This window comes from Bradyrhizobium sp. KZN70725, from assembly GCF_055264925.1.
This window is the reverse complement of the sequence record NZ_JBUYWT010000002.1, coordinates 229,631-253,494: the sequence shown is the minus strand read 5'-3', so window position 1 is coordinate 253,494 and position 23,864 is coordinate 229,631. Positions and strand designations below refer to the sequence as shown.

27 protein-coding genes and 1 pseudogene are annotated in these 23,864 nt (G+C 62.2%); 16 read left to right on the top strand and 12 right to left on the bottom strand.

The window, feature by feature from the left end; genetic code table 11:
• Positions 1-189: 189 nt before the first annotated feature.
• Together ACZBJS_RS03120 and ACZBJS_RS03115 are read right to left on the bottom strand one after the other, a co-directional pair.
• Positions 190-351, bottom strand: a complete 162-nt coding sequence (locus ACZBJS_RS03120) for a hypothetical protein (RefSeq protein ID WP_309143532.1) — start codon at positions 349-351, stop codon at positions 190-192.
• A gap of 386 nt (positions 352-737) precedes the next feature.
• Complete coding sequence (locus ACZBJS_RS03115) at positions 738-1,073, bottom strand: nuclear transport factor 2 family protein (protein ID WP_057017189.1); 336 nt, start codon at positions 1,071-1,073, stop codon at positions 738-740.
• A gap of 152 nt (positions 1,074-1,225) precedes the next feature.
• Here ACZBJS_RS03115 and ACZBJS_RS03110 point away from each other — a divergent pair, with 152 nt between their 5' ends.
• Positions 1,226-1,474 (top strand): hypothetical protein, encoded by a 249-nt coding sequence (locus ACZBJS_RS03110; RefSeq protein WP_057017190.1) that lies wholly within the window; start codon positions 1,226-1,228, stop codon positions 1,472-1,474.
• Positions 1,475-2,207: 733 nt separating this feature from the next.
• On the opposite strand, the gene ACZBJS_RS03105 is transcribed toward ACZBJS_RS03110, so the two are convergent.
• Both ACZBJS_RS03105 and ACZBJS_RS03100 read right to left on the bottom strand, forming a co-directional pair.
• Positions 2,208-2,492 carry a hypothetical protein gene (locus ACZBJS_RS03105; RefSeq protein ID WP_253587186.1) on the bottom strand — a complete coding sequence of 95 codons (285 nt, stop codon included), beginning with the start codon at positions 2,490-2,492 and terminating at the stop codon, positions 2,208-2,210.
• Positions 2,493-2,954: 462 nt separating this feature from the next.
• Positions 2,955-4,301, bottom strand: coding sequence for an ATP-binding protein (locus ACZBJS_RS03100; RefSeq protein WP_316394756.1), 1,347 nt, complete (start codon positions 4,299-4,301; stop codon positions 2,955-2,957).
• A 72-nt stretch (positions 4,302-4,373) separates the two neighbouring features.
• Between ACZBJS_RS03100 and ACZBJS_RS03095 the strand changes: the two genes are divergently transcribed.
• Positions 4,374-5,018, top strand: coding sequence for a response regulator transcription factor (locus ACZBJS_RS03095; protein ID WP_026192607.1), 645 nt, complete (start codon positions 4,374-4,376; stop codon positions 5,016-5,018).
• A 136-nt stretch (positions 5,019-5,154) separates the two neighbouring features.
• Here ACZBJS_RS03095 and ACZBJS_RS03090 read toward each other — a convergent pair whose 3' ends face one another.
• Both ACZBJS_RS03090 and ACZBJS_RS03085 read right to left on the bottom strand, forming a co-directional pair.
• Entirely contained in the window at positions 5,155-5,595 is a 441-nt protein-coding gene (locus tag ACZBJS_RS03090; protein WP_057017192.1) for a hypothetical protein, read from the bottom strand.
• 727 nt (positions 5,596-6,322) lie between these two features.
• Positions 6,323-6,469, bottom strand: a complete 147-nt coding sequence (locus tag ACZBJS_RS03085; protein ID WP_162832411.1) for a hypothetical protein — start codon at positions 6,467-6,469, stop codon at positions 6,323-6,325.
• A gap of 1,056 nt (positions 6,470-7,525) precedes the next feature.
• Between ACZBJS_RS03085 and ACZBJS_RS03080 the strand changes: the two genes are divergently transcribed.
• From ACZBJS_RS03080 to ACZBJS_RS03065, 4 genes are all read left to right on the top strand, one after another.
• Positions 7,526-7,735 carry a hypothetical protein gene (locus tag ACZBJS_RS03080; protein WP_092088827.1) on the top strand — a complete coding sequence of 70 codons (210 nt, stop codon included), beginning with the start codon at positions 7,526-7,528 and terminating at the stop codon, positions 7,733-7,735.
• A 129-nt stretch (positions 7,736-7,864) separates the two neighbouring features.
• On the top strand, positions 7,865-8,965 hold the full coding sequence (locus tag ACZBJS_RS03075) for a glycosyltransferase family 4 protein (RefSeq protein ID WP_316394767.1): 1,101 nt from the start codon (positions 7,865-7,867) through the stop codon (positions 8,963-8,965).
• 21 nt (positions 8,966-8,986) lie between these two features.
• Positions 8,987-9,193 carry a hypothetical protein gene (locus ACZBJS_RS03070; RefSeq protein WP_141343184.1) on the top strand — a complete coding sequence of 69 codons (207 nt, stop codon included), beginning with the start codon at positions 8,987-8,989 and terminating at the stop codon, positions 9,191-9,193.
• A gap of 147 nt (positions 9,194-9,340) precedes the next feature.
• Positions 9,341-9,853, top strand: a complete 513-nt coding sequence (locus ACZBJS_RS03065) for a PRC-barrel domain-containing protein (protein WP_463438335.1) — start codon at positions 9,341-9,343, stop codon at positions 9,851-9,853.
• Positions 9,854-10,107: 254 nt separating this feature from the next.
• Here ACZBJS_RS03065 and ACZBJS_RS03060 read toward each other — a convergent pair whose 3' ends face one another.
• A complete protein-coding gene (locus ACZBJS_RS03060) occupies positions 10,108-10,335 on the bottom strand; it encodes a hypothetical protein (protein WP_057017197.1) in 228 nt (75 codons plus the stop codon).
• A 225-nt stretch (positions 10,336-10,560) separates the two neighbouring features.
• On the opposite strand from ACZBJS_RS03060, the gene ACZBJS_RS03055 reads away from it, so the two are divergent.
• Positions 10,561-11,673: a DUF1236 domain-containing protein gene (locus tag ACZBJS_RS03055; RefSeq protein WP_253587181.1), complete on the top strand. Its 1,113-nt coding sequence runs from the start codon at positions 10,561-10,563 to the stop codon at positions 11,671-11,673.
• A gap of 24 nt (positions 11,674-11,697) precedes the next feature.
• Positions 11,698-12,015 (top strand): hypothetical protein, encoded by a 318-nt coding sequence (locus tag ACZBJS_RS03050; protein WP_057017199.1) that lies wholly within the window; start codon positions 11,698-11,700, stop codon positions 12,013-12,015.
• 103 nt (positions 12,016-12,118) lie between these two features.
• Here ACZBJS_RS03050 and ACZBJS_RS03045 read toward each other — a convergent pair whose 3' ends face one another.
• Positions 12,119-12,277: a hypothetical protein gene (locus ACZBJS_RS03045; RefSeq protein WP_159109475.1), complete on the bottom strand. Its 159-nt coding sequence runs from the start codon at positions 12,275-12,277 to the stop codon at positions 12,119-12,121.
• 79 nt (positions 12,278-12,356) lie between these two features.
• Between ACZBJS_RS03045 and ACZBJS_RS03040 the strand changes: the two genes are divergently transcribed.
• Positions 12,357-13,784: a TAXI family TRAP transporter solute-binding subunit gene (locus ACZBJS_RS03040; RefSeq protein ID WP_463438334.1), complete on the top strand. Its 1,428-nt coding sequence runs from the start codon at positions 12,357-12,359 to the stop codon at positions 13,782-13,784.
• Between the two features lie 111 nt (positions 13,785-13,895).
• Here ACZBJS_RS03040 and ACZBJS_RS03035 read toward each other — a convergent pair whose 3' ends face one another.
• Positions 13,896-14,144, bottom strand: a complete 249-nt coding sequence (locus tag ACZBJS_RS03035) for a hypothetical protein (RefSeq protein WP_316394780.1) — start codon at positions 14,142-14,144, stop codon at positions 13,896-13,898.
• Between the two features lie 532 nt (positions 14,145-14,676).
• On the opposite strand from ACZBJS_RS03035, the gene ACZBJS_RS03030 reads away from it, so the two are divergent.
• From ACZBJS_RS03030 to ACZBJS_RS03005, 6 genes and pseudogenes are all read left to right on the top strand, one after another.
• A complete protein-coding gene (locus ACZBJS_RS03030) occupies positions 14,677-14,877 on the top strand; it encodes a hypothetical protein (protein ID WP_141343189.1) in 201 nt (66 codons plus the stop codon).
• 36 nt (positions 14,878-14,913) lie between these two features.
• Positions 14,914-15,243, top strand: a complete 330-nt coding sequence (locus ACZBJS_RS03025; RefSeq protein ID WP_410469693.1) for a hypothetical protein — start codon at positions 14,914-14,916, stop codon at positions 15,241-15,243.
• A gap of 329 nt (positions 15,244-15,572) precedes the next feature.
• Entirely contained in the window at positions 15,573-15,935 is a 363-nt protein-coding gene (locus ACZBJS_RS03020) for a PRC-barrel domain-containing protein (protein ID WP_057017299.1), read from the top strand.
• 79 nt (positions 15,936-16,014) lie between these two features.
• On the top strand, positions 16,015-16,401 hold the full coding sequence (locus ACZBJS_RS03015; RefSeq protein WP_076826395.1) for a response regulator: 387 nt from the start codon (positions 16,015-16,017) through the stop codon (positions 16,399-16,401).
• Positions 16,402-17,078: 677 nt separating this feature from the next.
• Complete coding sequence (locus ACZBJS_RS03010) at positions 17,079-18,029, top strand: sensor histidine kinase (RefSeq protein WP_463438333.1); 951 nt, start codon at positions 17,079-17,081, stop codon at positions 18,027-18,029.
• Positions 18,030-18,272: 243 nt separating this feature from the next.
• A pseudogene (locus ACZBJS_RS03005) lies at positions 18,273-18,521 on the top strand (HEAT repeat domain-containing protein); the annotation flags it as partial.
• Positions 18,522-18,877: 356 nt separating this feature from the next.
• On the opposite strand, the gene ACZBJS_RS03000 reads toward ACZBJS_RS03005, so the two are convergent.
• Positions 18,878-19,243: a PRC-barrel domain-containing protein gene (locus ACZBJS_RS03000; protein WP_076826400.1), complete on the bottom strand. Its 366-nt coding sequence runs from the start codon at positions 19,241-19,243 to the stop codon at positions 18,878-18,880.
• 176 nt (positions 19,244-19,419) lie between these two features.
• On the opposite strand from ACZBJS_RS03000, the gene ACZBJS_RS02995 reads away from it, so the two are divergent.
• Complete coding sequence (locus ACZBJS_RS02995; RefSeq protein WP_375166489.1) at positions 19,420-19,638, top strand: DUF3606 domain-containing protein; 219 nt, start codon at positions 19,420-19,422, stop codon at positions 19,636-19,638.
• Between the two features lie 517 nt (positions 19,639-20,155).
• On the opposite strand, the gene ACZBJS_RS02990 is transcribed toward ACZBJS_RS02995, so the two are convergent.
• Positions 20,156-22,420, bottom strand: a complete 2,265-nt coding sequence (locus ACZBJS_RS02990; protein WP_463438332.1) for a thiamine pyrophosphate-requiring protein — start codon at positions 22,418-22,420, stop codon at positions 20,156-20,158.
• Between the two features lie 232 nt (positions 22,421-22,652).
• A complete protein-coding gene (locus ACZBJS_RS02985; protein WP_244558760.1) occupies positions 22,653-23,837 on the bottom strand; it encodes an ABC transporter substrate-binding protein in 1,185 nt (394 codons plus the stop codon).
• Positions 23,838-23,864: the final 27 nt, after the last annotated feature.

Below are 23,864 nucleotides of genomic sequence, written 5' to 3'. Positions count from 1 at the left end.
TTATCCGGCCAACTGAGGCGGCCTGATTAGGCGAAAATGCTCGTCAGCAGCGCAGCAAGCATTGTCGCGCTAAATATCGCAACGCCAAGACAGATGCGCGCTGCCTTCGAATAGGGGTCGAAGTGAGGCTGGTTGATCATGGGCGGCCTATATTGGCGCCTGCAGAGTTTGGGGACATCAGCCACTCGGTCAGATGAGCCACCGCTTCGTCTTGCCGGCCCCCCTCAGCAGGGCCTCTTTCTTGGCTAATGGAGGCACCGCCTTGGCCTTCGAGCGCAGGCGCATGGCCTCGTCAGTCAGACGTTCTCCCAGTGATCGGGTTTGTTTGAAACGACGCCGCTTGCTAGTCATAAAGCTGCTCCTGTTTGTGTGGGGCGGGAGCGCGGTGGCGGCGTTCTCGTCACCGATAGTTACCGAGGGCCGTGCGGTGATGAACTGACAATGACCCCGCGGAAGCTGGGTTTCCATAACACCCGTTAACTGTCTGAAACTCTGACAAGCCTGCTCGGCCGCGGAACGCACGACAGGAATAAGGGCATAGGCCCAGGCGCGGGAACGGAGTTGTCACGACAACTATAGTGCCATGCACTGCAGTCCAAACGCGTGGTTGCCGCTGAGGCGCCATCACGCACGCCCGACAGATTCGATCCGCGCTGACAAATGGCCTCGGTGCCGAGATCAAAAGCGATCTTAAGGCCACGCAAAAAGTGAGCGGAAAGCCGTTGTGATGCTCGAGCCTAATCTCGGGCGGCGCCGGGACCACAGCTAACCGATTTGATCTGTCCAGCTGCATTGAAGATCAGAAGCGCGCTAACTAAGCCACTGGTCGTGATGTAAGAGACCGCGACGTAATCGCGGTTTGGCTGCATGTCGTTCAACCCGAAGGCGGGATAACGCTTGAGCCTGTCGACCCAATAAGCCCGGAGCGCTTCCCGGCCAGTCAGCGTCTTCTGGCCTCCACAATCGCAATGGATCACCGCATCATCGGCAAACATGCCAACGATATCTTCAATGTCGCCAGCGCGGTAAGCATCAAGCCAATCAACCGCCGCGGCCATCGGGTCAAAGGACATATTCCTCACCTACATGCCTAAAGAGGTGAGATTAGAGCGTTTCTAGAGGCGCCGCCTACGAATAGATGTCTGCTTAGCCTGACTTTTTATTTCGGTTCTCTAACAGCCAGCTCTGCGCGATTTCTGAGGCGTCAAACAAGCCGCAGGGGCAGTTGCAGCCGATCGTCGAGATGTCGAACGACAAAGCCCCGCAGGGCCGTCGGCACGTTGGTCTGTGCAGATCGCAACGGCGCTGGATTTCGCGGGCGACGTCTTCGGATACGTCTTCCGACCAGCGCTCGGCGGTGTTGAAGCCGATCAGCCGAATCGAGGTCGGTCGCCACGATGTCGGCCTCGCGCCGCGCGCGGCCGATCGCCCCGAAATCGTCGGCGACCAGGTAGATGGTCTGATCCGTCGATGAAACGATCGAGGGTGCCTAGCTGGGACCGACGCATGACGCAACTCCACGCAACAAGGGAGCGGGCTCGCCCCTTGTTGCCAATCCGCAGCAGAGGCCCCGGCGTGGCGCGTCCGGGGCCTCGCCTTGTGCGGTAGGGTTCTCGGCTTGGAGAGAGCCGAGAAGTGAATTCAAACCCCCATCGAAGGTGGCGTCAAGTCTCGGGAAAAAGCGGAAATTGTCTCGCCAGGATTCACATGGTTTATTTCCGGACCGGAGCGTCGTTGGGATGATCCGACCAACAGGGCAGGTAATTTTTATTTCGTATTTTTTCAGCCCTAGAACGACGACCGTTGCTTCCTGGCGGACAGCGGCTCGGCGACCCAGCTTGGCCCCAGCATGATCCGGATGCTGGGGTTTCTTTTATGAGTAGGAACGAAGCGCAAGCATTGGCATTTGTCGCCCTGTTCGGTGCCGCACCGCTACAGGCACTGAGACGCCCAGCTGCACACTGGTCCCAGCTTCACTGCTGGGGCCCTTTCTTATCACGCCGTCTAGATAGGGCACTGCCGCGACAAACGACAAACTAAGACACCCAATCGCATCGGGAAGGAGTAGCAATTTCTGACACCAGTGTTAGTTTTAAAGCCTCGGGTCACGTCCCGATTCATCAAAGGACGACTGGCCCCGGCACCAGTCTCTAGGCCCCCAAAGGTGCTGGGGCCGTTTTCTGTTAGAGGCCGCCAACTGGGGCGGCCTACATAGGCCTAATTTTTGTTTTCAGCTTACGATCGATCAGCATCTCGGCCCGGCGCTTTGCCAGTTCTGCCAATCGTGTGCGCACGGTATGGCGGGTGGTTTCTCCGCCGATCTCAATGATGATCTCGAACTGATCATCATATAGGCGTTTTACGTCGAAGGTGACGCCCCTGTGGGTGAAGGTGCTTGGCATATGCAGAGGATAGCAAATCGATGTGCGGTCCTTGTACCGGAATGCTACGGGAAATTGTCCCGGTGTAGGAATGGAGCCATGCAAGGCCACTTGCGGAGGTGGCCTTAATCTCCCGCGTCGCTGGTTAGCGGACTTCCTAGGCCGAGGCCTTCATGGTCCGCTCGACCTCATCAGCTAGCTCCGGTGGTGTGCCGCCAGCTTGGCAAACAGGTCTTTCCTTGTCGGATTGGTCGCCAACTTGCTGATCAGCTAGCGCCGCGCTGGATGCGAAGGTCCAACTCGGCCTCGACGCGCTCGGACTGCGCTGGGGCCGTTTTTGCGAAGAGGTCGCCAACTGAAGCCGGCCTCAATTTGTCGCCGTGTTCGTTTGGTTTGCTTATCGTCCCGGTGGCCGCGGATGCCTTCGGGCTCGAAGAGATCACGCCGCAGGACGACGGGGTGCTGGATTGTCTGAGCTATGAAGGCAAGGGGTTCGGATCATCTTTGTATTCGATACCCTTGGTAAGATTTCGCATATGCGGTGCGCCCCTTCCTCGCGGTGATGACGCGTCCTTATCGCGCAACATGGTTCTGGAGTGGAATTCGGCAACGCACGATGGTCTGGCCTTGCTCACGGACCAGCTGCAGCGTTCCGTCGAGCGCGCGCACCCGTTCGTGCATGCCGGTCAGGCCTCTCCCAAAGGTCAGGTCCGGCGGCAGGCCAATGCCGTCGTCCGAAATCTCGAGCTGAATTTGATCGCCGTCGACGATCGCGGCGACGCCCATCGTGGTCGCGTGAGCGTGCCGGAGCGCATTGGTCACTCCCTCCTGGATAACGCGGTACGCGGTTTGCGAGAGCAGGGCATCGAGCTCATCCAGACGATCGTCGAGCCGGGATGTCACGCGGAGGCCGGGCGCCTGGGATCGGGCGTTTCGCAGCAACGTCTGTACGCTTGCGGCTAATCCAAGATCCGCAACATAAAGCGGGCTCAGTCCCTCGAGGACGCGCCTATTCGCCTGTTGCAAGGCTTCGGCTGCGCTGAGGATGCCATGCGCCGGCGAACCCGGCTCGGGCGGGCCCTCCGCCTCGGGATCCGACAGCGCGGTAGCGTTGGCGCGGATCGCGAACAGAAGCGGGCCCATCTCGTCATGTAGCTCCCGGGCGAGTTCGCGGCGCTCCTCGTCCTGCACGGCGACGATCTTGCGCAGCAGGTTCCGATTGTCTTGGCTAAGCCGCCTCAGCGTCACTGCAAGCTGATTGGCTTCCGCACAGCTCTTGCGGATCTCCGGAGGGCCGGCCAGCGGAATGGCGGCATCATAATCGCCGTTTCGCATACGGGTCAGTCCGGCGCCGAGTTGAGCCAGCGGCCGAAGCGCCGCGCCGGTCGTGAAATAGGCGCTCAGCGCGGCGAGCAGCATCAGCGCCGAGCTCGACGAGACGATCGCAACGAAGCCCGCCCATTTCTCCTCGATGTCCGGCGACAGATCGGGACTGAAGACGATGTCCCCGACATGCGACGCTCCGATCCTGATCGGATGCGTGGAGCCGAGCTCCGGAACCTCGAGCAGGGCAGTGAACCACGCGGGAATGTTGCCGCGGTGGCGGTCCGCCGCGCTGCGCTGCGGCCGCGTTCCAGGCGGCACGAATGCGATAGTCTCGGACCTCCCGAGCTTGTCCGCGAATGCGTCGAGGGTTTGCGGCGGATTGCCGGCGACTGCGAGCGCGGCATTCAGCGCATTGGCCACCAGCTCGGCGGAGCGCGCGGCCTGGGCGTTCTCATTCTCGAACTGCTCGGGGGAGACGATCTGCAGGGCGAGGCCGCCGAGCAGCAAGGCGCCGACCACCATCGCGGCCATCGGCAGCAACAGCCGGGCACGAAGTGAGAGGTGGTTCCAGAATCTGTTCCAGAGTCTTGTCACGTCGGGCTCCGTTCAGCGATTCTTCTCTTTCAATTTCCGCGCGAAGTTCTATCAAAGGCAGGGGAGAGAATGATGCACGATACCTCCAAATCGTCCATGAGAGTGTTGATCGTCGACGACCACCCGGTGGTGGTGTCGGGCTGCCGGTCCCTGTTTGCTTCCGACAAGACGGTGAAGATCGAGGAGGCCGCCGATGCCAAGGCCGGCTTGCGCGCCTTTACCCAGAAGCGGCCGGACGTGACCGTGATCGACATCAAGCTTCCCGATGTCTCCGGATTCGAGCTGCTGCGCAGGATCCGGAAAGACGACCCGGTCGCCCGGATCATCATGTTCAGCATGAACGACGATCCCGCCTTCGTGGTGCGGGCGGTGGAGATGGGGGCGCAAGGCTATCTTTCCAAGAGCGACGATCCGCGCCTGTTCGTCAAGGCGGTGCGCAAGGTCGCGGCAGGCGAGCGGTTCATTTCGCCGCATCTCGCGGAGGCGATCGCGTTCGCCGGCGCCGCGATCAAGGCCAGCCCCGCCTCGCAGATGTCGGCGCGGGAGCTGGAGATCTTGCGGTTGCTCGGCCGCGGCGACAAGATCGTCGAAGTCGCATCAGCGCTAGGCATCTCCTACAAGACTGTCGCCAATGCCACGTCGCTGCTCAAGCAGAAGCTCGGCGCGAAGAACCACTCGGACCTGGTACGGATCGCCGTCGAAATGGAACTTGGCTGATCCTTGCATAATTTGAACTGGCCGCGTTCAGTGATGCGGACAGTTCTTCATTGCCGTACACCAGGCGGGATTCATCGGGGCAAACCGACGCGACGAACGCACCGGTGCGACAATATTCAAGCAAGAGCTTTGCGGCTCACCAGCTCGGGAACGACCGGCCCTGCCATTCCGGCTCGCGATAGCTCGCGAAGCGCTGACCGCGCTGTGCAAGTCGCTGGCGTCTCTCGCGCTGCGCCTGCCGGGTGGGCTTTGCATGTCGCGCGCTGCGCTCAAGGCGCGCCGGCGGAGCTGCCCGCGACGCATCAACCTGCGCAATCGTCGCGGGCGGCGCAGCGGGGACCGGTGCCGCGACAGCCGCCGAAGCTGTGGGGGCAGGCGCGGCGGCAGGGAGCGGGGTGCTCGTGTCCATGCGGATCGCCTCCGGCCATTTGTGCTGCGAGCGAATGCGGATGATCGTGCGATCGATGTCGTTGCGAGCGACGGTGACTGGCGCCGGGGCTGAAAAATACCAGTCGGTGAGAAGCAGCAGGCCGAGCAGCGTCGCGCCTGTGAACAGAAAGTACCGGACCAGAGGCATCAACAACCTTCACCGCAATCCCGGACCGCATATCGGCACCGGCGCCGATCAACGGGAGAAAATGGCAAACGTTCCTCGCCGATCGCATGGGCTGAAACATGAAGCCGCCCGCGGCGGCCCCATCACGTCGTCGGTACGCTCACCAGGTCACCCAGGTGCGGCCGCGCCAAATAGCCCGCGCTTTTCGTGCTCGAGGAAGCTCGCGCGGCCCCCAGCGCCAATTGTCGTGAACCACGACGCGGCATTCACGCGGATAATCATAGGTCTCATGGGTGTGCCCGCACACCCGCCCAGCGCACGCGATCGCCGCCGATGCGCTGATCGCGGACACGGCCAGGAAGCCGGCATCAAGCATGGCGCTGCGGCCGTCTTGCCGAGCCGTCTCATTTCATATCTCCTCAGGTCGGAACCATTGCCGCTGCGCCAACATCCGGTTTTGCTGCCGTCCTTTTTGTCGGGAAAAATATGCAAATGGTTGGGAACGGTTTGCCTCGGCGGCAGTTGATGACCTGCTTAAACGAGCACAATCAACTTCCCCAAAGGTTCCGGCGCGGTTCCCCGGCTGCGCCGGAGCCAATTATTGTGCCGGGTCGCGGCGAGCAGGAGAGCGCGCCGACCGCGCCTTTGACGCGCAAGGGATTTTGATCAAGCAATGAGCCGGCTGCGCTGTCTCACACCGCAAAATGGTTGCCGAGTCTGACCGAGCTGAGGCGGCGGATTGCCAGCGCTAAAATGGAGCGCGCACCTGCTGCGCGGCGAGCATCGCCGGATTCTTTGCCGCCCTCGATTGCACGAACAGGCTCGATGTCACGATCAGTGCAAGCGAGAACAATGCCACCACCGACATGCATGCGACCTGATCGCCAGCGCCCATCTCAGCCACTCCGTGTTTTGCCTCGGACGGTGAACGTGGCAGAAACCGGTTCGTTCCTGATGTCGGGAAAAACTGGCAACATGCGGGCGGCTGCCGCCGGCGCGGGTGGCGACCGGTTGATGAAACCCGTCGCATGCGGCAGCCGCGAATCGACAGCGTCCGCCTCGGCGCGGCTCCTGATCGGCACGACACTCGCCTGGTATGCGATACATTTGGTTTTCGTCGAGTCAGGACCATGCCAGTGGCGCCGGCCCGCCTGGTGCTGGTCGGCACGTCGGCTTCAACGTCAGCTTAGCGCTTCGCCTGCGGCGCGCTTCTCGGCCGCTCGGGTGGCAAGGATCGTGGTCACCGCCCGGGCGCGCCCCAGCTCCTTGGTTCGCCTTCCGCTTATCCTGGAGCGGCAAGCCAGCGCTCCTTTCCTTTTGGGCGGCAAATGCAAGGGCGCCATGGTGGCCGTTCGAAGCCGCTCGCCGGCTGATGGCCACCGGAAAACAATGTTCGTATGGTCGTGATGATCAACCCGCCGACGGTCAATGCCGTCCGGCGACCCGAGCGACCGTCAAGCTGATTAAGCCGATCGTCTCGCGCTACTTTTTGCGCAGGATTTTTGACGGCGCCATATCTTCTGGCACCGCTCGGGGTCTCCGCGGCGTTTTACTCCGCCGAACACGAGGGACGCAATTGACGGCGCCTCTGTTCTCAACTCGAAGTGTCCAAGTGCCTTGGGGGCTGCATGACTGTCGGTGCGAAGCGGGCTGGTTGACCACCTGCGGCGGAGAATCGACGCGCTAGTTGATCGCGTGCCTTGGTCATAAGAAATCCACCGTCCATGACACTGTTCGCGCCGTCGACCGGCTTTTGCGGAGCCGTCCTTAGGGGCCATTGATGGCCAGATCATCGCGCTGAATCGGATCCGCGATCACGCGCGGGCGAAAGCTTTCTGATCGGCCCTTCGAGCGCTTCTCCACCAAAGGTCGAAGATTTGGGGAAAAATTGGAAACTTTTGCCATCGCGCTGAGTTGGCAGCGACTGGATGCGGTCGCTTGGAGCGTGAGGATGGTCGACGAAGTCACGGTGAGAAGGGCGGCAGAGACGGCCTGGATCGTGTACCGGGCGGCGCACCCTGACGTTGACGTTCACGACAGCCGCCGCTGCCTGCTCGAGCGCTATTTGCACAGGAGACGGGAAGAGCGAGAGAGCGATGCCGAAGATCTCGCCAGCTTCGGGATAGCCTACTTGCACCAGCCTCCCGAAGACGAAGGTTGACGGGCGTGAAGATGTTCGTCGCGCGGATGGTCTGCGAAAGCACAAAGCCCAGTTGGACGCTGCTAGCGATTTCATACCTCAGTTCCGAGGTCGTTGTGATTGCCATGCAGTCCGTGGTCGGGGCCTAGCATGCGGATCGCCCAGCTTGCTCCATTGGCCGAGAGCGTTCCGCCGAAGCTCTATGGCGGCACGGAGCGCGTGATCGCCTGGCTTGTCGACGAACTGGTCGAGCTCGGACACGACGTCACCCTGTTCGCGAGCGGGGATTCGAAGACAAAGGGAAAGCTCCATCCTGTCTGGCCGCGTGCGCTGCGCCTGGGGCGAAGGGGAACGGATCCGAACGCCGCATGCGCGCTGCTGATTGAAGCCATCGCCGATCGCGCGGGCGATTTCGACGTGATCCACTCCCACGTCGACTGGTTGCCTCTTCCGGTGCTAAGCCGGACCGGCGTGCCGTTCCTGACGACAATGCACGGCCGGCTCGACCTTCCCGGGCTGTCCGATGTGATCGGGGCTTTCCCAAACGCGGCCTTCGTCGCGATTTCCGACGACCAGCGTCGACCACTTCCGGATGCGAACTGGATCGCGACGATCCAGCATGGGCTGCCCAATGATCTGTTCAGGCCGTCCTGCGAACGTGGTTCGTACCTGGCCTTCCTCGGGCGGCTGACGGCGGACAAGGGACCGGAGGCCGCCATACGCATCGCACGCGCCGCGCGGACGCCGCTGCGGATAGCGGCCAAGATACCGCGCGCGGAGACGGCCTACTTCAAGAAGAAGCTCGAGCCGAACATCGATGGCGGGGAGATCCAACTTGTCGGCGAAGTGGACGAAATCGGGAAGCAGCCGTTCCTCGCCGGGGCCGCCGCGTTGCTGTTTCCGATCGCGTGGCCGGAGCCGTTCGGGCTCGTCATGATCGAAGCGATGGCGTGCGGGACACCTGTGATTGCCTACCGAGCCGGCTCGGTGCCCGAAGTGGTGGAAGACGGCGTCACCGGCTTTATCGTGGATAACGAGGAGCAGGCGATCAGGGCAGTGAACGAACTGGGCCGGCTGGACAGAAGAGTGGTCCGCGCCCGGTTCGAGGAGCGCTTCGCCGCAAGTCGGATGGTGAAGGAGTACGAACGCCGATATCGCGAGCTGCTCGGCCGCGGAGGACGCGAAGGATTCGAGACGGGGTCAACCATATCGCGCCCGGAAGTCGGCACGGCTTCAGAGTCTCTTCGTTGAGTCGCCGATCAGGAGGCTCGCATGAAAACCATTCTTTCCACGGCGGCTTTTGTTCTTCTCGCGACGGCCGCCCTTGCGGACGAAGTGCCTCCTCCACAGCCGGAGGTCCAGCAGGCCGGCGACTCCGCAAGGCAAGCGGAAGACTGTTCGAATGAGGTTTGGCAGCTTTGCCTTCACTCCCAAGGCAAAGGAATTGTCGTCCGGCTCGTGAGCACCGAACATCGTTAGTGGACCGGATCCTGACCCCCATCAAGCATGGGTAGAATCCTTTGCGCCCCGTTTCGACTGAAAGGAGCGATCAGGAACAAGTGGCAATCGCGGGCGTTGGGGCCCGGCATCTTGAACGGGTGCGGCTCACGTTGGAGGAGATAATCGATGAAAAGCTTTCTTGCCGTCGCTCTGCTTGGCACTGCCTTGATCGGCGGCGGCGCGTTCGCGCAATCCACCCAGCCCGCCGATCGCGCCGCGCCGGCGGTCACGGCCCAGCCGGCCGATGCGAAGATGGCGCTCAAGGGAAATTGGCGCGCTTCGAAGCTGATAGGCCTGAACGTCTACAACGAGGCCAACGAGAAGCTCGGAGACATCAACGAGCTGCTCGTCGACAAGAGCGGCAAGATCAACGCGGTGGTGATCGGTATCGGCGGCTTTCTGGGCATGGGCGAGCACGACATCGCCGTCTCGATGGACAAGCTGAAGTTCGTCGAAGAGCCGGTCCGGACCAGCTCGAGCAGCACGTCGACCAACTCGCGCGACACCACCACCGGCGCGGCTTCGACGAATACGACGAACCGCAACGCGAACGATTGGGTCCCGGACCACGCGGTCATGAGCGGCAACAAGGAGCAATTGAAGGCGCTCCCGCAGTTCAAATACTCGGACTACAATTAGTGCGGCGAGAACTCACGGAAAAAGGGCCCCCGCTGGGCCCTTTTTTCTGCCGGGCCCAATGGTCCAAAAAAATCGCCCGGTTTGCGGGCGAGCCTTTCATGCGGACTGTTCGCTCAGTGCATGTGAACTATCCAATAGCCGACGCCGCCAACAACGAGCACGGGGGAACGGCCCATAAAGTCAGTACAAGCATTTTCTCCTCCAATGGCCTTCAGAACGTTTTCGCGAGGCCGGCTCGGCCCTGCGATGGCCGTTTACTGTTCGGTGCAGACCTTGGTGGTCTTCACGGCGGACTCGGCTTCCGTCTTGGTCTTGTAGACGCCGTCGCCCACGACCGTCGTCGTGGTCGTCGTCGGCTTGGTGTCGACAACGGTGCACTTTTTGGTCGTTGCATCACGAACGATGTAGAACTCGGCGGCGCTGGCGGCCTGGGTGCCGAGGGCGAAGGCGGCGAGGCCGCCGCACACGATCAGCTTCTTCATTGACTCCTCCAATGGCTTCTAAGTAGTCACTGCCAACGGGCAGGCGGGCGCGAAGTTCCGTTTCTTCCCGGCAGTCGGAAGGCACACCGCTCATGTCGCGAGACTGATTTCTCGCGGCGACAAGAATTTCCACCGGCGCCGTCTCAGCCGATTTGCCGAAACTTCCCGTTCTGGAACCTGGCCCTTCGTCCGGTGTTGTTCGGCGACCAATTAGGAGGATTTCAGATGAACAAGCGTTTATTGTTGGCTACGACCGCCGCAGTTGCGCTCGCGACTTCGGCTCTCGCACAATCTTCTCCGAGCACGTCGAGCTCCAATCCGTCGGCTACGCAGCGTCAACAGGATTCCACGTCGACGCCGCCGTCCTCTTCGACGTCGACACCGTCGTCCAACTCCGCTCCGGGATCCGCGCAGACCAACCCTTCGACGAATGCGGCCCAGACGCAGCCTCCGCCAGCGACCGGCCAGAGCGCTGCAGGCCAAACGTCCAACTCCGGTACGGGCACCAACACCACGCAGGCGCCCACGTCGAACAACTCTACCAACCAGGCGCAGACGAGCCAGCCCTCCAACCAGACTAATCCGCCTTCGAACCAGGCGCAGACCAATCCGCCTGCGAACAATCAGACACAGAGCGCGAACCCACCGGCTTCGGGCACCAATCAGGCTCAGTCTCCGACGGGTAGCAATCCGACCACCACGGCCCGGCAGCCGAGCAGCCAGCAGAACACGGCCAATCGCTCGTCGAGCACGAACGTGAACGCGTCCGTGAACATCAACGATCAGCAGCAGACCCGGATCAGCACGTCGATTTCACACCTGGATGTGCAACCGCTCAACAATGTGAATTTCTCGTTGTCGATCGGCACGGCCGTGCCGCGCGATGTACATCTGCAGCCGCTGCCTGCGGAGGTCGTCGAGATCGTACCCCAGTACCGGGGCTACAACTTCGTGCTGGTGAGGGACGAGATCGTGATCGTGGAGCCCTCCAGCTACAAGATCGTCGCGGTCCTGCCGTACTCGGGCCGCTCCACGGCGGCCGCGCCGGCGCGCACCGAACAGCGCAAGACGACCTTCAGCGACAAGGACCGCGAGGTCATCCGCAAGCACGCCAAAGCGCGGCCGGTCGAGCGCGAGCGTCGCACCACCACCGGCAGCTCGGTTCGTACCGAGATCCGCACCGGAGAGCGCGTGCCGGAAGGCGTGGAGATCGAAGCGTTTCCCGAAGAGGTCTATCGGGATGCTCCGAGCCTTCGCGAGTACCGGTACATCAACCGGGACAGCCGGACCTACATCGTCGAACCCCATGAACGTCGCATCATCGAAGAGATCGACTGATCTCGCCAAGGAAGGAGAATATCCATGAAGAACATCGCGCTTGGAGCTCTCGCCGCGACCTTGATGGCGTCGTCTGCGAGTGCGGCACCTCTTGCACCTGCAGCCATCGCGTCGACTGAGGCTGCGGGCATCGAGCAAGTCCGTCTTGTCTGTAACGAGTATGGCCGCTGCTACCGGACCCGCGGTCCCCGCTATGTCCAACGCTACTACGGCGGAGACGACGGCTACGTGGTTCGCCGCAGCTACGGCTATTACAATGGTCCAGGCTACTACGATCGCGGCTACGGCTACTACGGCGGTGGCCCAAGCATCGGTTTCAGCTTCGGCACCCGGAGCTGGTGAACTAGAAATGGGGCCGCTCTCTGAGCGGCCCTTTCGCCGTCGATTACGTTTTCGCGGTGATGAGATGTCTGCTATTGCGAAGCTCCTGGGACAGAAAGAGCAATTACCGGCGCGGCTCGAAGCCGGTCTCGGCCCGAACGAGCGAGCCGAAATCCAGGCGCTCGCTCCTCGCCAAGATCGAGACTGCGCTGAAGTTGCTCGGCACCCAGGAGTCCGCCGCTGCAGGCGAAGAAAGACGGCGCGTGTCGTGGTTGTTGTTCATCACTCGCTCTTCCACCAAGCGCTCGCGGCAGATATCCTAGGAAGCAGGACGCGCTTTGATCTCTGGCTGGCAGCGGCACATGTCCTCGCCAAGCGATACAGATAAAACCAATGACGCTGCCCGCCGACGGCGAAGAAGGAGCAATTCATTGCTGCTTGTCCTGGCCGTTGGATTTCTAGTCTTTGGCGCCGCAGCGGGCGCACTGTATTATGCGCTGCGGCCGGAAGTTCTCCGGATCGCAGTTGGACCTCCCGGAAGCGATGATCACAAAGTAGTTGAGGCGATGGCCGATGCCTTCGCCAGCGAAAGCAGAACTGTCAGGCTGTCCCCGATCAAAGCCGACGGGGCGGTCGAATCCCTCGCGTTGCTTCGTGCTGGGAAGGCCGACCTTGCGGTCGGTCGCGGCGACCTGGATATGCCCGCCGACGCGCAGACCGTCGCCACGCTGCGTAAGAACTTCGTTGTGCTGTGGGCGCCTTCCGGACTTGCGGGCAAGGCCTCCAAAAGAAAGCACGCGCCGAAAATCAAGGAGATCGCCGATCTCGCAGGGCATCGTGTCGGCGTAATCGGGCGGACCCCGGCGAATGCTGCTATCCTGCGGGTTATCCTTAGCGCCTCCGGCGTGCAGGCGGACAAGGTCGCGATTATGCACTTTGGAACGGACCACATCGAGGAGCTGGCACGCGACCCGACCCTCGATGCATTCATGGCGCTCGGTCCGCTCGATAGCAAAATCACCTCCGACGCCATCGCTGCAACGACCCGCGTGCGAGGCGCGCCGAAGTTTCTCGCGATCGAGACATCGGAAGCCATCGCCCTGAAGCACCCGCGGTATGAATCCGAGGAAATTCCGCCCGGCGTCTTCAATGCCGATCCGGCTTGGCCTGATGACAAGGTTGAGACGGTCAGCGTCAGCCATCTGATCGTGGCGCGAAAGACATTGTCTGAAGCGACGGTGGCGGCCTTTTTCCGGCAATTATTCGCTGTCCGTCAGGCGATTGCCAGACAAGTGCCGGGGGCTGCACACATTACCAAGCCTGACACCGAGAAAGATGCCGAGCTGCCCGTGCACCGGGGAGCGGCGGCCGTCATCGAAGGTAACGAACGCAGCTTTCTTGACAGATACGGCGACTACTTCTGGTTCGCTCTCCTGCTCCTCTCCGCGATCGGTTCGGCCGGCGCCTGGTTGCGTCGCTATTTGAATCGGGACGAAAGGGAGGAAAACACCAGCCATCGCAACAGGCTCCTGGCCATGGTTTCCAGCGCGCGGACCGCGGAAACCAACCAGGAACTGCTGGCCCTGCAACGCGAGGCTGACGCAATCATCGCGGAAACGCTCGAAAGTTACGATGATGCCGCCATCGAAGAAGAAGAGCTGGCAGCCTTTGGCCTGGTGCTTGAACTGTTGAACCATGCCATCGTCGAAAGGCGAGCTGCGTTGCAACGAGGTCCCCTTGAACCGGTTCGAGGCGCGGCAGTGGGTCACAGCCTTCCGCCTCGGGGATAAGGTCTCGTATGAGAAGACTGCACCTTGGGAAAATGATTCTGCGGCTGCCTTCATTCGATACCTTGAAAAGTGACAGTACGCGAACTCGGGCGTGTGCACGTCACCAGCGGATTAGTGGGCCAGCGCGTCCGGACGAAGCTGGAACTGGACCACCAGGGGGCTCGATAGTGTGGCGTCCGTCGCTCCCGGATGTGGCGCGTCGATAGCCTCGATATGAAACGGTGTGCGGTTGTCGGAAGCCACCCGAACAGCCTTCCAGCCCGCTGCGGGATCATCGATCCGCCCATCGATCTGCTTGTCAAAGAACCCATCGGATAGGGCACGCGCCACGGCGCAGCTCGAGATCGGCGCGAACGACATTGGCCGTATCGTCAAAAGTGCGAATGGGCCCGAGGGCGGTGTGTGGGTCATCGCCGAAACCAAAGATCTCGGCACGTGATTACGGAGCATCGTATGCGTCGTCGTAGGCGTATGGCCCGCCTTAGTACCCGGCGCCATTGTAGCTTGGACCGTAGTCATAGTAGCCCGGACCCGGTCCCCAGGCATACGCCGAGGAGGCAAGCCCTCCGATGACCGCGCCGGCGATCACGCCTCCGGTCGCCCCACCATTGCAAACTTCCTCATCGGATCATTCCTTTCTCGTTTCTTTCCCGGCTCGACAACGGGAAAACCAGGCATTGGTTGCTGGTTGTCCGCAATGCCTCGGCGCCGGGGCCCGCGCAACAGCTTGACCGAAGGCAGGTTCAATCCGCACTGCGGTGCGGCCACTTTCTGAGCTGGCCGAGCCGCATCTCGAGTGTAGACTTGGCTGGATATTGGGGCGCTAAACACTTTTGAATTTGGCGCCCATGTGATTGTGATTGCGTTACAATCTTTTTCCTTTGGGGGCCTCATGTTCGATCCGGCAATGACCGCGCTTCTGTGTATCGTCCTCGACGAGGTCTGCGAAGACGTGTCGCGCTATGAGACCGGCGCACGCACCCACGTAGCTTTAAGTATTTTGGAAGCCGCGACGAATGGCGACACCTCGCCCGAGCGGCTGAGGCAGGTCGGCCGCGAGGCTCTTCACGGCGCGCCGACGATGTGGCGATAGCGGGCGGGAGCGGGTGGCCTGAACTTCCAGGTCACGGTGCTGAAGATCCTGGTGAGCTATCCCGACGGATTCGCCGTCATGCCGGACCTCAAGCGCGACCTGGCGATCCTTGCGACGAGCGGACGGGACTGGGGCGAGCGGACCAAGCGCTCGGCCGCACGCATGCTGGATCTCGACATCTTCTCGCAAGGACTGGTGGAGCGCCTGAACGGCGGTTGGCGCATCACAGAGAAGGGCCGCGCGGGGCTGGAGCTCATGGAAGCCGCCCGGCCTTCCGACGTAGAGCTGCGAAGCGAGGGACCCCGGGCCGAGTCTTCGCCTGCAGCGCCCAGATCTCCGCTTCCTGGCTCAACCCGCGAGGGCTAGACCCAACGGCGTCAGCGGCGTCGACCCGTCCGGGAGCGGGCGCGGGCGAAGGCTTTCTGACTCCGCCACGGGCCGCCGTACTGGCGGCGCTTCGGGGAATTCGAAGACTTTCATCACCGTGCTGCGCACCGGCCCACAATCGCAAGGTGGGAGCGGCGCGCCGTGCGTCGTTCCGCTGCGGCAGGAATCCTAGACCCGGGGGTAGGCGTTGCGGTCGCGTCCCGGCCGAATGCTGCCGGAGGGCGAGAACGACGGCACCGAGGCTTCAGCCAAGGAACGGAGCCATGGTCGTCCGGTTGACTTCTGAAGACAAACTTCAGGAGGTCAACATGGCCATGGAAGATCGCGAGACGTTCAGCTTGATCGGAAGTGACAAGGTCGAGGGCACCAACGTGTACGGGGCCGACGGCGAAAAGGCCGGCTACATCGAACGCGTCATGATCGACAAGATCAGCGGCAAGGTATCCTACGCGGTGCTGAGCTTCGGCGGTCTGCTCGGCATCGGTGATGATCACTATCCGCTGCCGTGGCAGGCACTGAAATACGACACCAACCTTGGCGGCTACGTCACCGGCATCACCCACGACCAGCTCCGCGGCGCTCCCAAATATGCCGATGAGAGCAGTTGGAACTGGAGTGACCCCGCGACCACGCGGGCGGTGAATGCCTATTACGGTGTGCCGGTGGCTTGAGGCGGCACTCGGGGCCACGACCCTGCCGTTACGCGAGACCCACCCGCCTTTCCGCCTTGGTCCCGATGGAGACTTAAAAGTGAGTGCTGCAATTCGCGTTCTGGTCGTGGACGATGAAGCTCTGATCTGCAGCTTCATCGAGGACGCCTTGTGCGACGGCGGTTTCGAGGCTTGCTCGGTCCATTCGGGGGAGGTGGCCCTATCCACCTTTCGCGATGGGCGAGAGGGGTGTCGGGCGTTGCTGACGGACGTCAACCTGGGTAGCGGCATCAGCGGATGGGAGCTGGCGCGGCAGATCAGGGAAATCACGCCTGGCTTTCCTGTCATCTACATGACGAGCGCCAGCGCGCCAGACTGGAAATCGCAGAGTGTCGATGGCAGCGTCCTAATCGAGAAGCCCTTTACGCCCGCGCAATTGGCTGCGGCCGTCTCGCAGCTACTCGATACCGGCCTCTCGCCGGGTTGAACCGGGATCATTGTGAGCTTCCGATCCTTCGGTCGAGCCCGCAGATGGTGGCTATGCCGTGAGGGCACTGGCGATCGGGGCCCAACCTCGCCAAGAAGCCGCGCAAGGCATCAAGCGGGCAGAAGGAAATGCTGATGCCGATCAAGGCAAGAAGGCCGCGAATGAGGCCCCAGTGAAAAGCCGACGGCCAGGCCGCAGGGGAAGTCTGCCTGTGTCACGGGCCCCATGGAACGAACGGGCTTACCGCGCGTCGAATCACTTCCCACCCGGCGCACTCCCCCTAAGGCTTCGCCGGGAGAAAGCCTGCCCATCAGGGTTGGCGGTCCTGATGCACATTATTGGGCGAGGACCCTCGGAGGAGGGGCAATGAGCAATGAGCAATCGCATATCGGAGCGGAGAATGCCGACCCCGACCGAAGGAGAAGCTCGAAAGGTCTTTAGTGACGCGGATGCCAAAGTGGCGGTGTCGAGTATGAACGCGCCCAGCAGGCGTTCCATGCGAACCGGGAGTGCCTGAAGGCGGAACGATTGGCCCGCGAGGCGGCAGCGAGACATCTAAGGCCTGAACAGCCAGAGAATCTGAAGATCCGCAAGGTCCGATTCGGCTTGCGATGATGCAGCGACGGTGGGAACACTGTGCATGAGCAACTGAACGGCAAGCCCGCGGTTGGGATCCAATGAACAGGCTTTACCCCCTGGTTCTGGAGCACCGGCTTCCAAGCCCGGTCCGGTACGGCATCTCCGCCTGCATCATGGTGGTGTGCGCCGTGCTGCAGACGGCGCTGCAGACTCAGACCGGGGCGCCTGGATATTTCCTGCTTTTGCCCGGCGTTTTTCTCTCGGGCCTGATCTTCGATCGCGGCTCTGGAATATTCGCGGCCTTCATCGCTATCGGCGTGGGCGCCTACCTCAGCTACGCAGGTGGCTTCGGCATCGATTTCCTCGCGACGAATGCACTGTTCGCGATCACCGCCGCCGGGACAGCCATCGTCGCCGAATTTCAGCGCGCGGAACTCCGACGCGTCATGCAGGCGGACAAGACCAAGACCTTGCTGCTGCAGGAGATGGCGCACCGGACGAAAAACAATCTCGCAATCCTTGGCGGCATGATCCGGCTGGAGGCAAGGCACGGCGGGCCGGAGGTCGCGGCTGCGCTGGAAGCCACCGCCCGCAGGGTGCAGGTGATGGCGGAGGTCTACGACCATCTTGCGCTCAAGGAGGACTCGCGCTCGGTCAACATGCGCTACTTCCTAAATGACGTGGTTGAGAAGGTCTTCCAGTCCTTGGCTCCATCTGGGCCGGTTGCCTTCCAGGTGGTCTGCGAGGACATTCTCCTGCCGAACAACCACGCGCTTGCGATCGGCATGATCACGAACGAATTGGTCACGAACTCGCTGAAGTATGCTTTTCCTGGCGACAGGCCAGGAAACGTCGTTGTTTCTTTGTCGAAAGGAGACGGCATCGAGCTGTCGGCGTCCGATAATGGCATTGGCCTGCGGGAGGGAGCAGAGCCGGGCGGACTGGGCTCCCGCATCGTGCACCTGCTCACTCAGCAGCTCGAGGGCGAAATCGCATACGAACGGCTGGACCCGGGTCTGCGCGTCCAGGTGCGGGCGCATCCGCGTTAGCATTCCTTATCGCTAGGGACAGGTCCATCTGAAGGGGAATTGGCATTGCGTCAGGAGCCGGTGCACCAAGTCCTTCTTGCACCTGCTTGCCTGGCAACGGAGGAGGGCCCATGTCGACCGTCGCAAAGCTTCTTGCACGGAAGCAGGCGCTCCTGCAGCGACTACAGCGTGATCCCGGACCGAACGAGCGGGAGGAAATCGAGGCGCTGATCGCCCAGATCGAGACAGCACTAACGCTTCTCGGCGGCGGAAACGATCATGCGTGCGCTCAAGGACGACGACTGGATGGTGCGCGAGATGGCGGCCGAGACGCTGGGGCTCAATGTCAATGGTGGGTTGGTCGCCGCCGCCGCCGCGTTGGGCGAGATCGCTCATCCGGATGGCGAAGTGTTCCTGGCGGTCATTGCCGATGACCCGGATCCAGATGTCAGAAAGAACGCGCGCTGGGCCCTGCAACAGATCGTGGCGAAGAAGGCAAAGGCGAATTCGTAGGTTTGTACCCGAATTCTGCGAATGAGAGCAACTGCGCTCAATCGGGTTGAGGCAGTGGGTGGAACAGCGTTCGTACGTCGGCTAGGGGCCAGAGTATTTGCTTGCGTGCCGTGGGTCGCGGCCTTGAAGAGAAGCTGCGCGGCCAGCTCCTCAACTCGGGGGCTCCAGCGAACGGGCGAGCCAACCAACCCGATCCGTCTCCGTGGGATCAACGGCAACTGAGACCTTTACGGTCCGCCCACAGGTGGCGCACTCGAACATGCGCTCCTCGAATCCACGCTTGCCGGCCGAGACGCGCGCTAGAGCCATTTGGTGCTTGCACACCGGACACGTCGGGCGATCGTTGGTTGTCGGGCTCACGGAGCTGGAATGCGGCCGTAGTAGTCGTCGACCGATCGGGCGACCGAGGGGTCTGACCAGTTCCAACTGCTCTCGTTGCTGTACCTTGGCGCTCCGCGCAACTGGCTGTCGTTAAGTCCCGTAATGTAGCCGCCGAGGTTGGTGTCGTATTTGAGCGACTGCCACGGAAGGGGATAATGATCGTCTCCGATGCCGAGGAAGCCGCCGAATCCCAGCACTGCGTAGGAGACCTTGCCACCAATCTTGTCGATCATCACCCGTTCGATCGAACCAATGCGTTCATTGTCGGCACCATAAACGGCGGTCCCTTCGACCTTATCGCTGCCGATCAGATTTCCAGTCTCCCGTTCTTCGTAAGCCATGCGATCCTCCTCATGATGGAGCCCAACCCTGGGCAGTTGTGGTCGTTCCTAAGAGACCTTTGGCTCGCCAATGCTTTCACCAAATTTGAGCTAGGCGCACCGGTCAGCGGCCGTCTCAAAACATCGAGTGGCGGAAAGGTACCTCATCCTATTCACCTGAGCGCCGGCGGTTTGATTTGGAAGTATGTACAAAACTGTACACTGGAGGCGAAGGTGCGCGCGTCGCCGCGCGGGTAGGATCAAAGGTGAGCTATGAGGCGAAGAAAACCCGGACTTCGGCAGCGTCGGTGAAGAAGTCCGTCAAGAAGGTGGGCAATAGCCGCAAGAGAGTTGAGCGCCGGCTCGGGTCGGCGGTGAAAAAGTCGTTAGGAACGGCACCTTCGAAGCGTCGTTAGCAATGCGTCGCTCCTCGGCAGAGCGGCATTGGACGAATGAAGGTGCCGCGGCTCTTGCCCCCGAAGACCCGGGGCACATCGATCAGTTTGGAGCGGCCCCGGCCGCAAGCGCGTCGATCGTCGGCCGAGTTGCGGTGCCGGTCGGAGTTAGGGCCTGGTCGGCAGCAATCAACTGGTGCTAATTCGATCCCGAAAGCGCGCTCGTTCGGAAGCGGAATCGCCGCGGGCTGGTCGCAGTCTGTCGCCTCGGCGATCGTGGCGAGTGAGACAATGATCGGCCTCAGTGCTCTCCCCGGGGCGCTGGGCCTTTGCTTCTTCAAAGGTGCCGGATCTCCGAGTGTGGCGGTCGTGCGGACCCCCGTGCTTGCGGCCTTGACCGGCTTCGACCAACGCGAGGCGCAGACTGGCGGGATGGAGCCCGAGACCGGGCAGGACGCGCGCAATGCGACCGTCTGCCGTCACGACAAACGCGGCCGCGGGATGCGCGTAGCGGCCGTGGTCGCGGTCGTAGACCGCTTCAAATCCGAATGCTCGTGTCAGTGCCGCGATATCGCCGGCATCGCCGCGCGAGACGTGGGCGGCGTCGCCCAGCGCTTCGAGGCCGACTTGCGCCTGCTTCATATCCTTCGCGTTCTCCGGGGTATCCTGCGGGTCGAAGCTCACGACGTGCAGATCGAAGTCCTGACCGGGACGCAGGCCGGACTGCCGGAGCGCATCGGAGACGGTGCTGACTACCGGGCCGCACAACGTATCGCAGGTAAAATCTGCGAGGACCCACACGCTGGGTCCGCCGGTGAGCCATTCCCGGATCGGCCGTGCGACGCCGTTTTCGTCGCGCAGGCGGACGCTCAGCGGTAGCACGGCGCCGAGCCGGGGCGATGCGTCGACTCCGGCGAGATCGGACCCGGTCAACTCGGCGCGCGCCGGCGCCAGCGCTGCGCAGACCAAATAGACGGCAAGCATCATCTGGCGATGCATCGCTTCTGGCCTTCACTTCTCCCTGCCGGGCAACACGGTCTCGAGCAGCTGGCGCGCTGCGCCGCGGATGACGCCGACTTCGTTCGGGTCGCCCTTGGCGAGCGCGATCGAGAAGTTCTTGGCTTGCTCGAGCGTAATATGCGGCGGTAGCAGGGGGCACTTCCGGATCGGTCTTGACTTCCAGCACCACGGGGATGTCGCTCGCGAGCGCCTGATCCCAGGCCGAGCCGAGCTGTGCGGGGTCGTCGACATAAATCCCCCGCAGTCCGATCAGGTCGGCGAAACGCGAATAGGAAACGTTGGGGATGCGTTGCGATGCCTCGAACTTGGGATCGGCATTGATGATGCGCTGTTCCCATGTCACCTGGTTGAGGTCTTCATTGTTGAATACGCAGACGATCCAGCGGTGATCGCTCCAGTCGCGCCAGTATTTGGCGACCGTGATAAGCTCGGCCATGTTGTTCATCTGCATGGCGCCGTCGCCAACCAGCGCAATGACGGGACGATCGGGCGCTGCATATTTGGCGGCGATTGCGTAGGGAACTGCCGCGCCCATCGATGCCAGGCCGCCTGACAGCGAGGCGATAAGGCCGGGACGCATCTTCAGATCACGGGCAAACCAGTTGGCGCAGGAGCCGGAATCGCTGGTGATGATCGCGCGATCGGGAATACGCGGCGACAGCTCCCATGTCACGCGCTGAGGATTGACCGGCTTGGCCGGCTGGTGCGCGCGATCCTGCAATGTCTTCCACCAGGTCCGGACGTTGTGCTCGATCGTCTTTCGCCAGCTGCCGTCGCTCTTCTGCTTCAGGCGCGGAAGCAGCGCGCGCAGCGTCTCCCCGGCGTCGCCCACGAGGCCCATCTCCATCGGAAAGCGGATCGATAGCATGCCGGCGTCGATGTCGACCTGGACGCCGCGGGCCTGGCCCTCCTTGGGCAGGAACTCGGAATAGGGAAACGCCGAGCCGATCATCAAGAGCGTGTCGCACTCCATCATCAGGTCGTAGCTCGGCTCGGTGCCGAGCAAGCCGATCGAGCCCGTCACCCATGGCAGGTCGTCGGGCACCACGGCCTTGCCGAGCAACGCCTTGGCGCATCCGGCCGACAGCCGGTCGGCGACAGAGGTGACCTCGTTGGTCGCGCCAAGCGCGCCGGCGCCGACGAGCATGGCGACCTTCTTGCCGGCGTTGAGAATGTCGGCGGCGCGATCGAGGTCGGCCTCTGCCGGAACGATCCTCGGCGGAGTGTATCCGACGCCGGACCGCAGCGTGCCGTGTGCGCGCGGCGGATCCTCGTAATCCTCTTCCTGCAGATCATTCGGCAGGATCAGCGCGGTCACGGTGCGCCGGGCGAGCGCAATGCGCGCGGCGCGGTCGATCAGATGACGGACCTGAGCGGGCGAGGAAGCCTGCGCGACATACGCGCTGGCGACGTCCTTGAACATCGAGACCAGGTCGAGCTCCTGCTGATACTGCCCGCCCAGCGCGTTCCGCGCCTGCTGGCCCACGATGGCGAGCACCGGCTGATGGTCGAGGAGGGCATCATACAGACCGGTGATCAGGTGTGAGGCACCGGGGCCCGACGTCGCGATGCAGACGCCGAGGCGGCCGGAAAATTTGGCATAGGCACACGCCATGAACGCCGCCATCTCCTCGTGGCGCGCCTGGATGAAATCGATCTTGCCTTCGGCGCGATTGAGCGCACCGAACACGCCATTGATGCCATCGCCGGGATAACCGAAGAGATGCCGCACGTCCCAATCCTGGAGGCGCTGCACTACGAAATCGCCAACGGTCTTGGACATCGTGCATATCCCGAAAGTTGAATGTGAGCGGTGAACGGCGGGGATTGGCAGCCGTTCCAAAGCGACCGTCCCTCAAGTAGGAGGTGGCATCGGAGAAGAGATAGGCAGGCGCAATGGTCACCGAACGTGTGAGGATTCGCCGCGACATGATGGGACGCAGCTGCTTGTTCGAGCAGACCTACCCGAGCTTAGCGAGAGCCTTGGTGGCTCTCCGCCCGCAGTCTAGTCTGGTCTAGTCGGCCGATAGAGGAGCGCCGGTCAAGGACCAGCTTTCTCCATCAAATGTCGCAATCCGCAGAGCTCTGAAGGGTGTGTAGTCTCCGGGCCGGGTGCCGATCGCGACGCCTGGGAGCATCATCGGCAATCGTTCGCCATTCAGCGAGGTAGCCTGCTTCATGAGGTTCTCGCGGGTCAGGTCGTCGCCGCATTTGCGCAACGCTAACTCCACGGCGTGCACGTTCATATAGGCCACGAGCACAGAATAGTCGTCCGGGTTGGCTGAAGGTGCGTATGCCTTCAAGAACTGCTTGTAGGCCTTGACCTCCTCATCGTTGGCCCACGCCGGGTCGCCCGGTTGCTTGAGGAATTGCGTTGTAACCAGCCCTTTCGATGCTTCGAGGCCCGCGGGCTTCAGGATAGTTTCGACCGATGCGGTCGAGCCCCCGATCACGTGCAGGGGTTTCCAGCCGAGCTCGTAAACCTTGCGGATCGATTGCGCGGCGGCCTTCGACGACGACTGCTCGATCAGGGTGTCGACGCCGGCGGCCTTCAGCTGCACGATCTGCGAGTCGATCGTCGGATCGGCGAGCTCGTAGGAGGCCTGGGCGACGATCAGCTCGGCCTTCGGACCGAGGCCGGCGCGGAGGCCCTTCAGGTAGTCCTTGCCATAGTCGTCATTCTGATAAAGCACGCCGATTCTGGCGTCCGGCTTTACGGTGAGGATGTATTTGGCGACGACGCGGCCTTCGGTTTCGAAGTCGGGATAGAGCGGGATCGTCCAGGGAAAGGCCTTGGGATCGTTGAAGCGGCGTCCGCCGGCGGTGATGAACAGCTGCGGCACCTGCTTGGCGTTCAGGTATTTCTGGATCGCGACGTTGGGCGCGGTGCCGATCGTGCCGACCTCGGCCAATATGCCGACGTCCTCGATCAGCTTGCGCGATTGTTCGACCGCCTTCGGCGCGCTGTAGGCATTGTCGAGCTGCGTGAAGTTGATCTTGCGGCCGTTGATGCCGCCTTTGGCATTCAGCATCTCGAAGTAGCCGACCACCGCCCGCCCGGCGCCCGCGCCGAACGCGGATGCGGGACCACTCAGCGGCGTCGATTGGCCGAGCTTGATCTCGGTATCGCTGGCACCGGGACCGTAGGCTTTCTGAGCATAGGCAGGTACCGCCAGCAGTACTGACACCGCGCCGGCCATCAGCGCCCGGTTGATGATGTGGTTCAA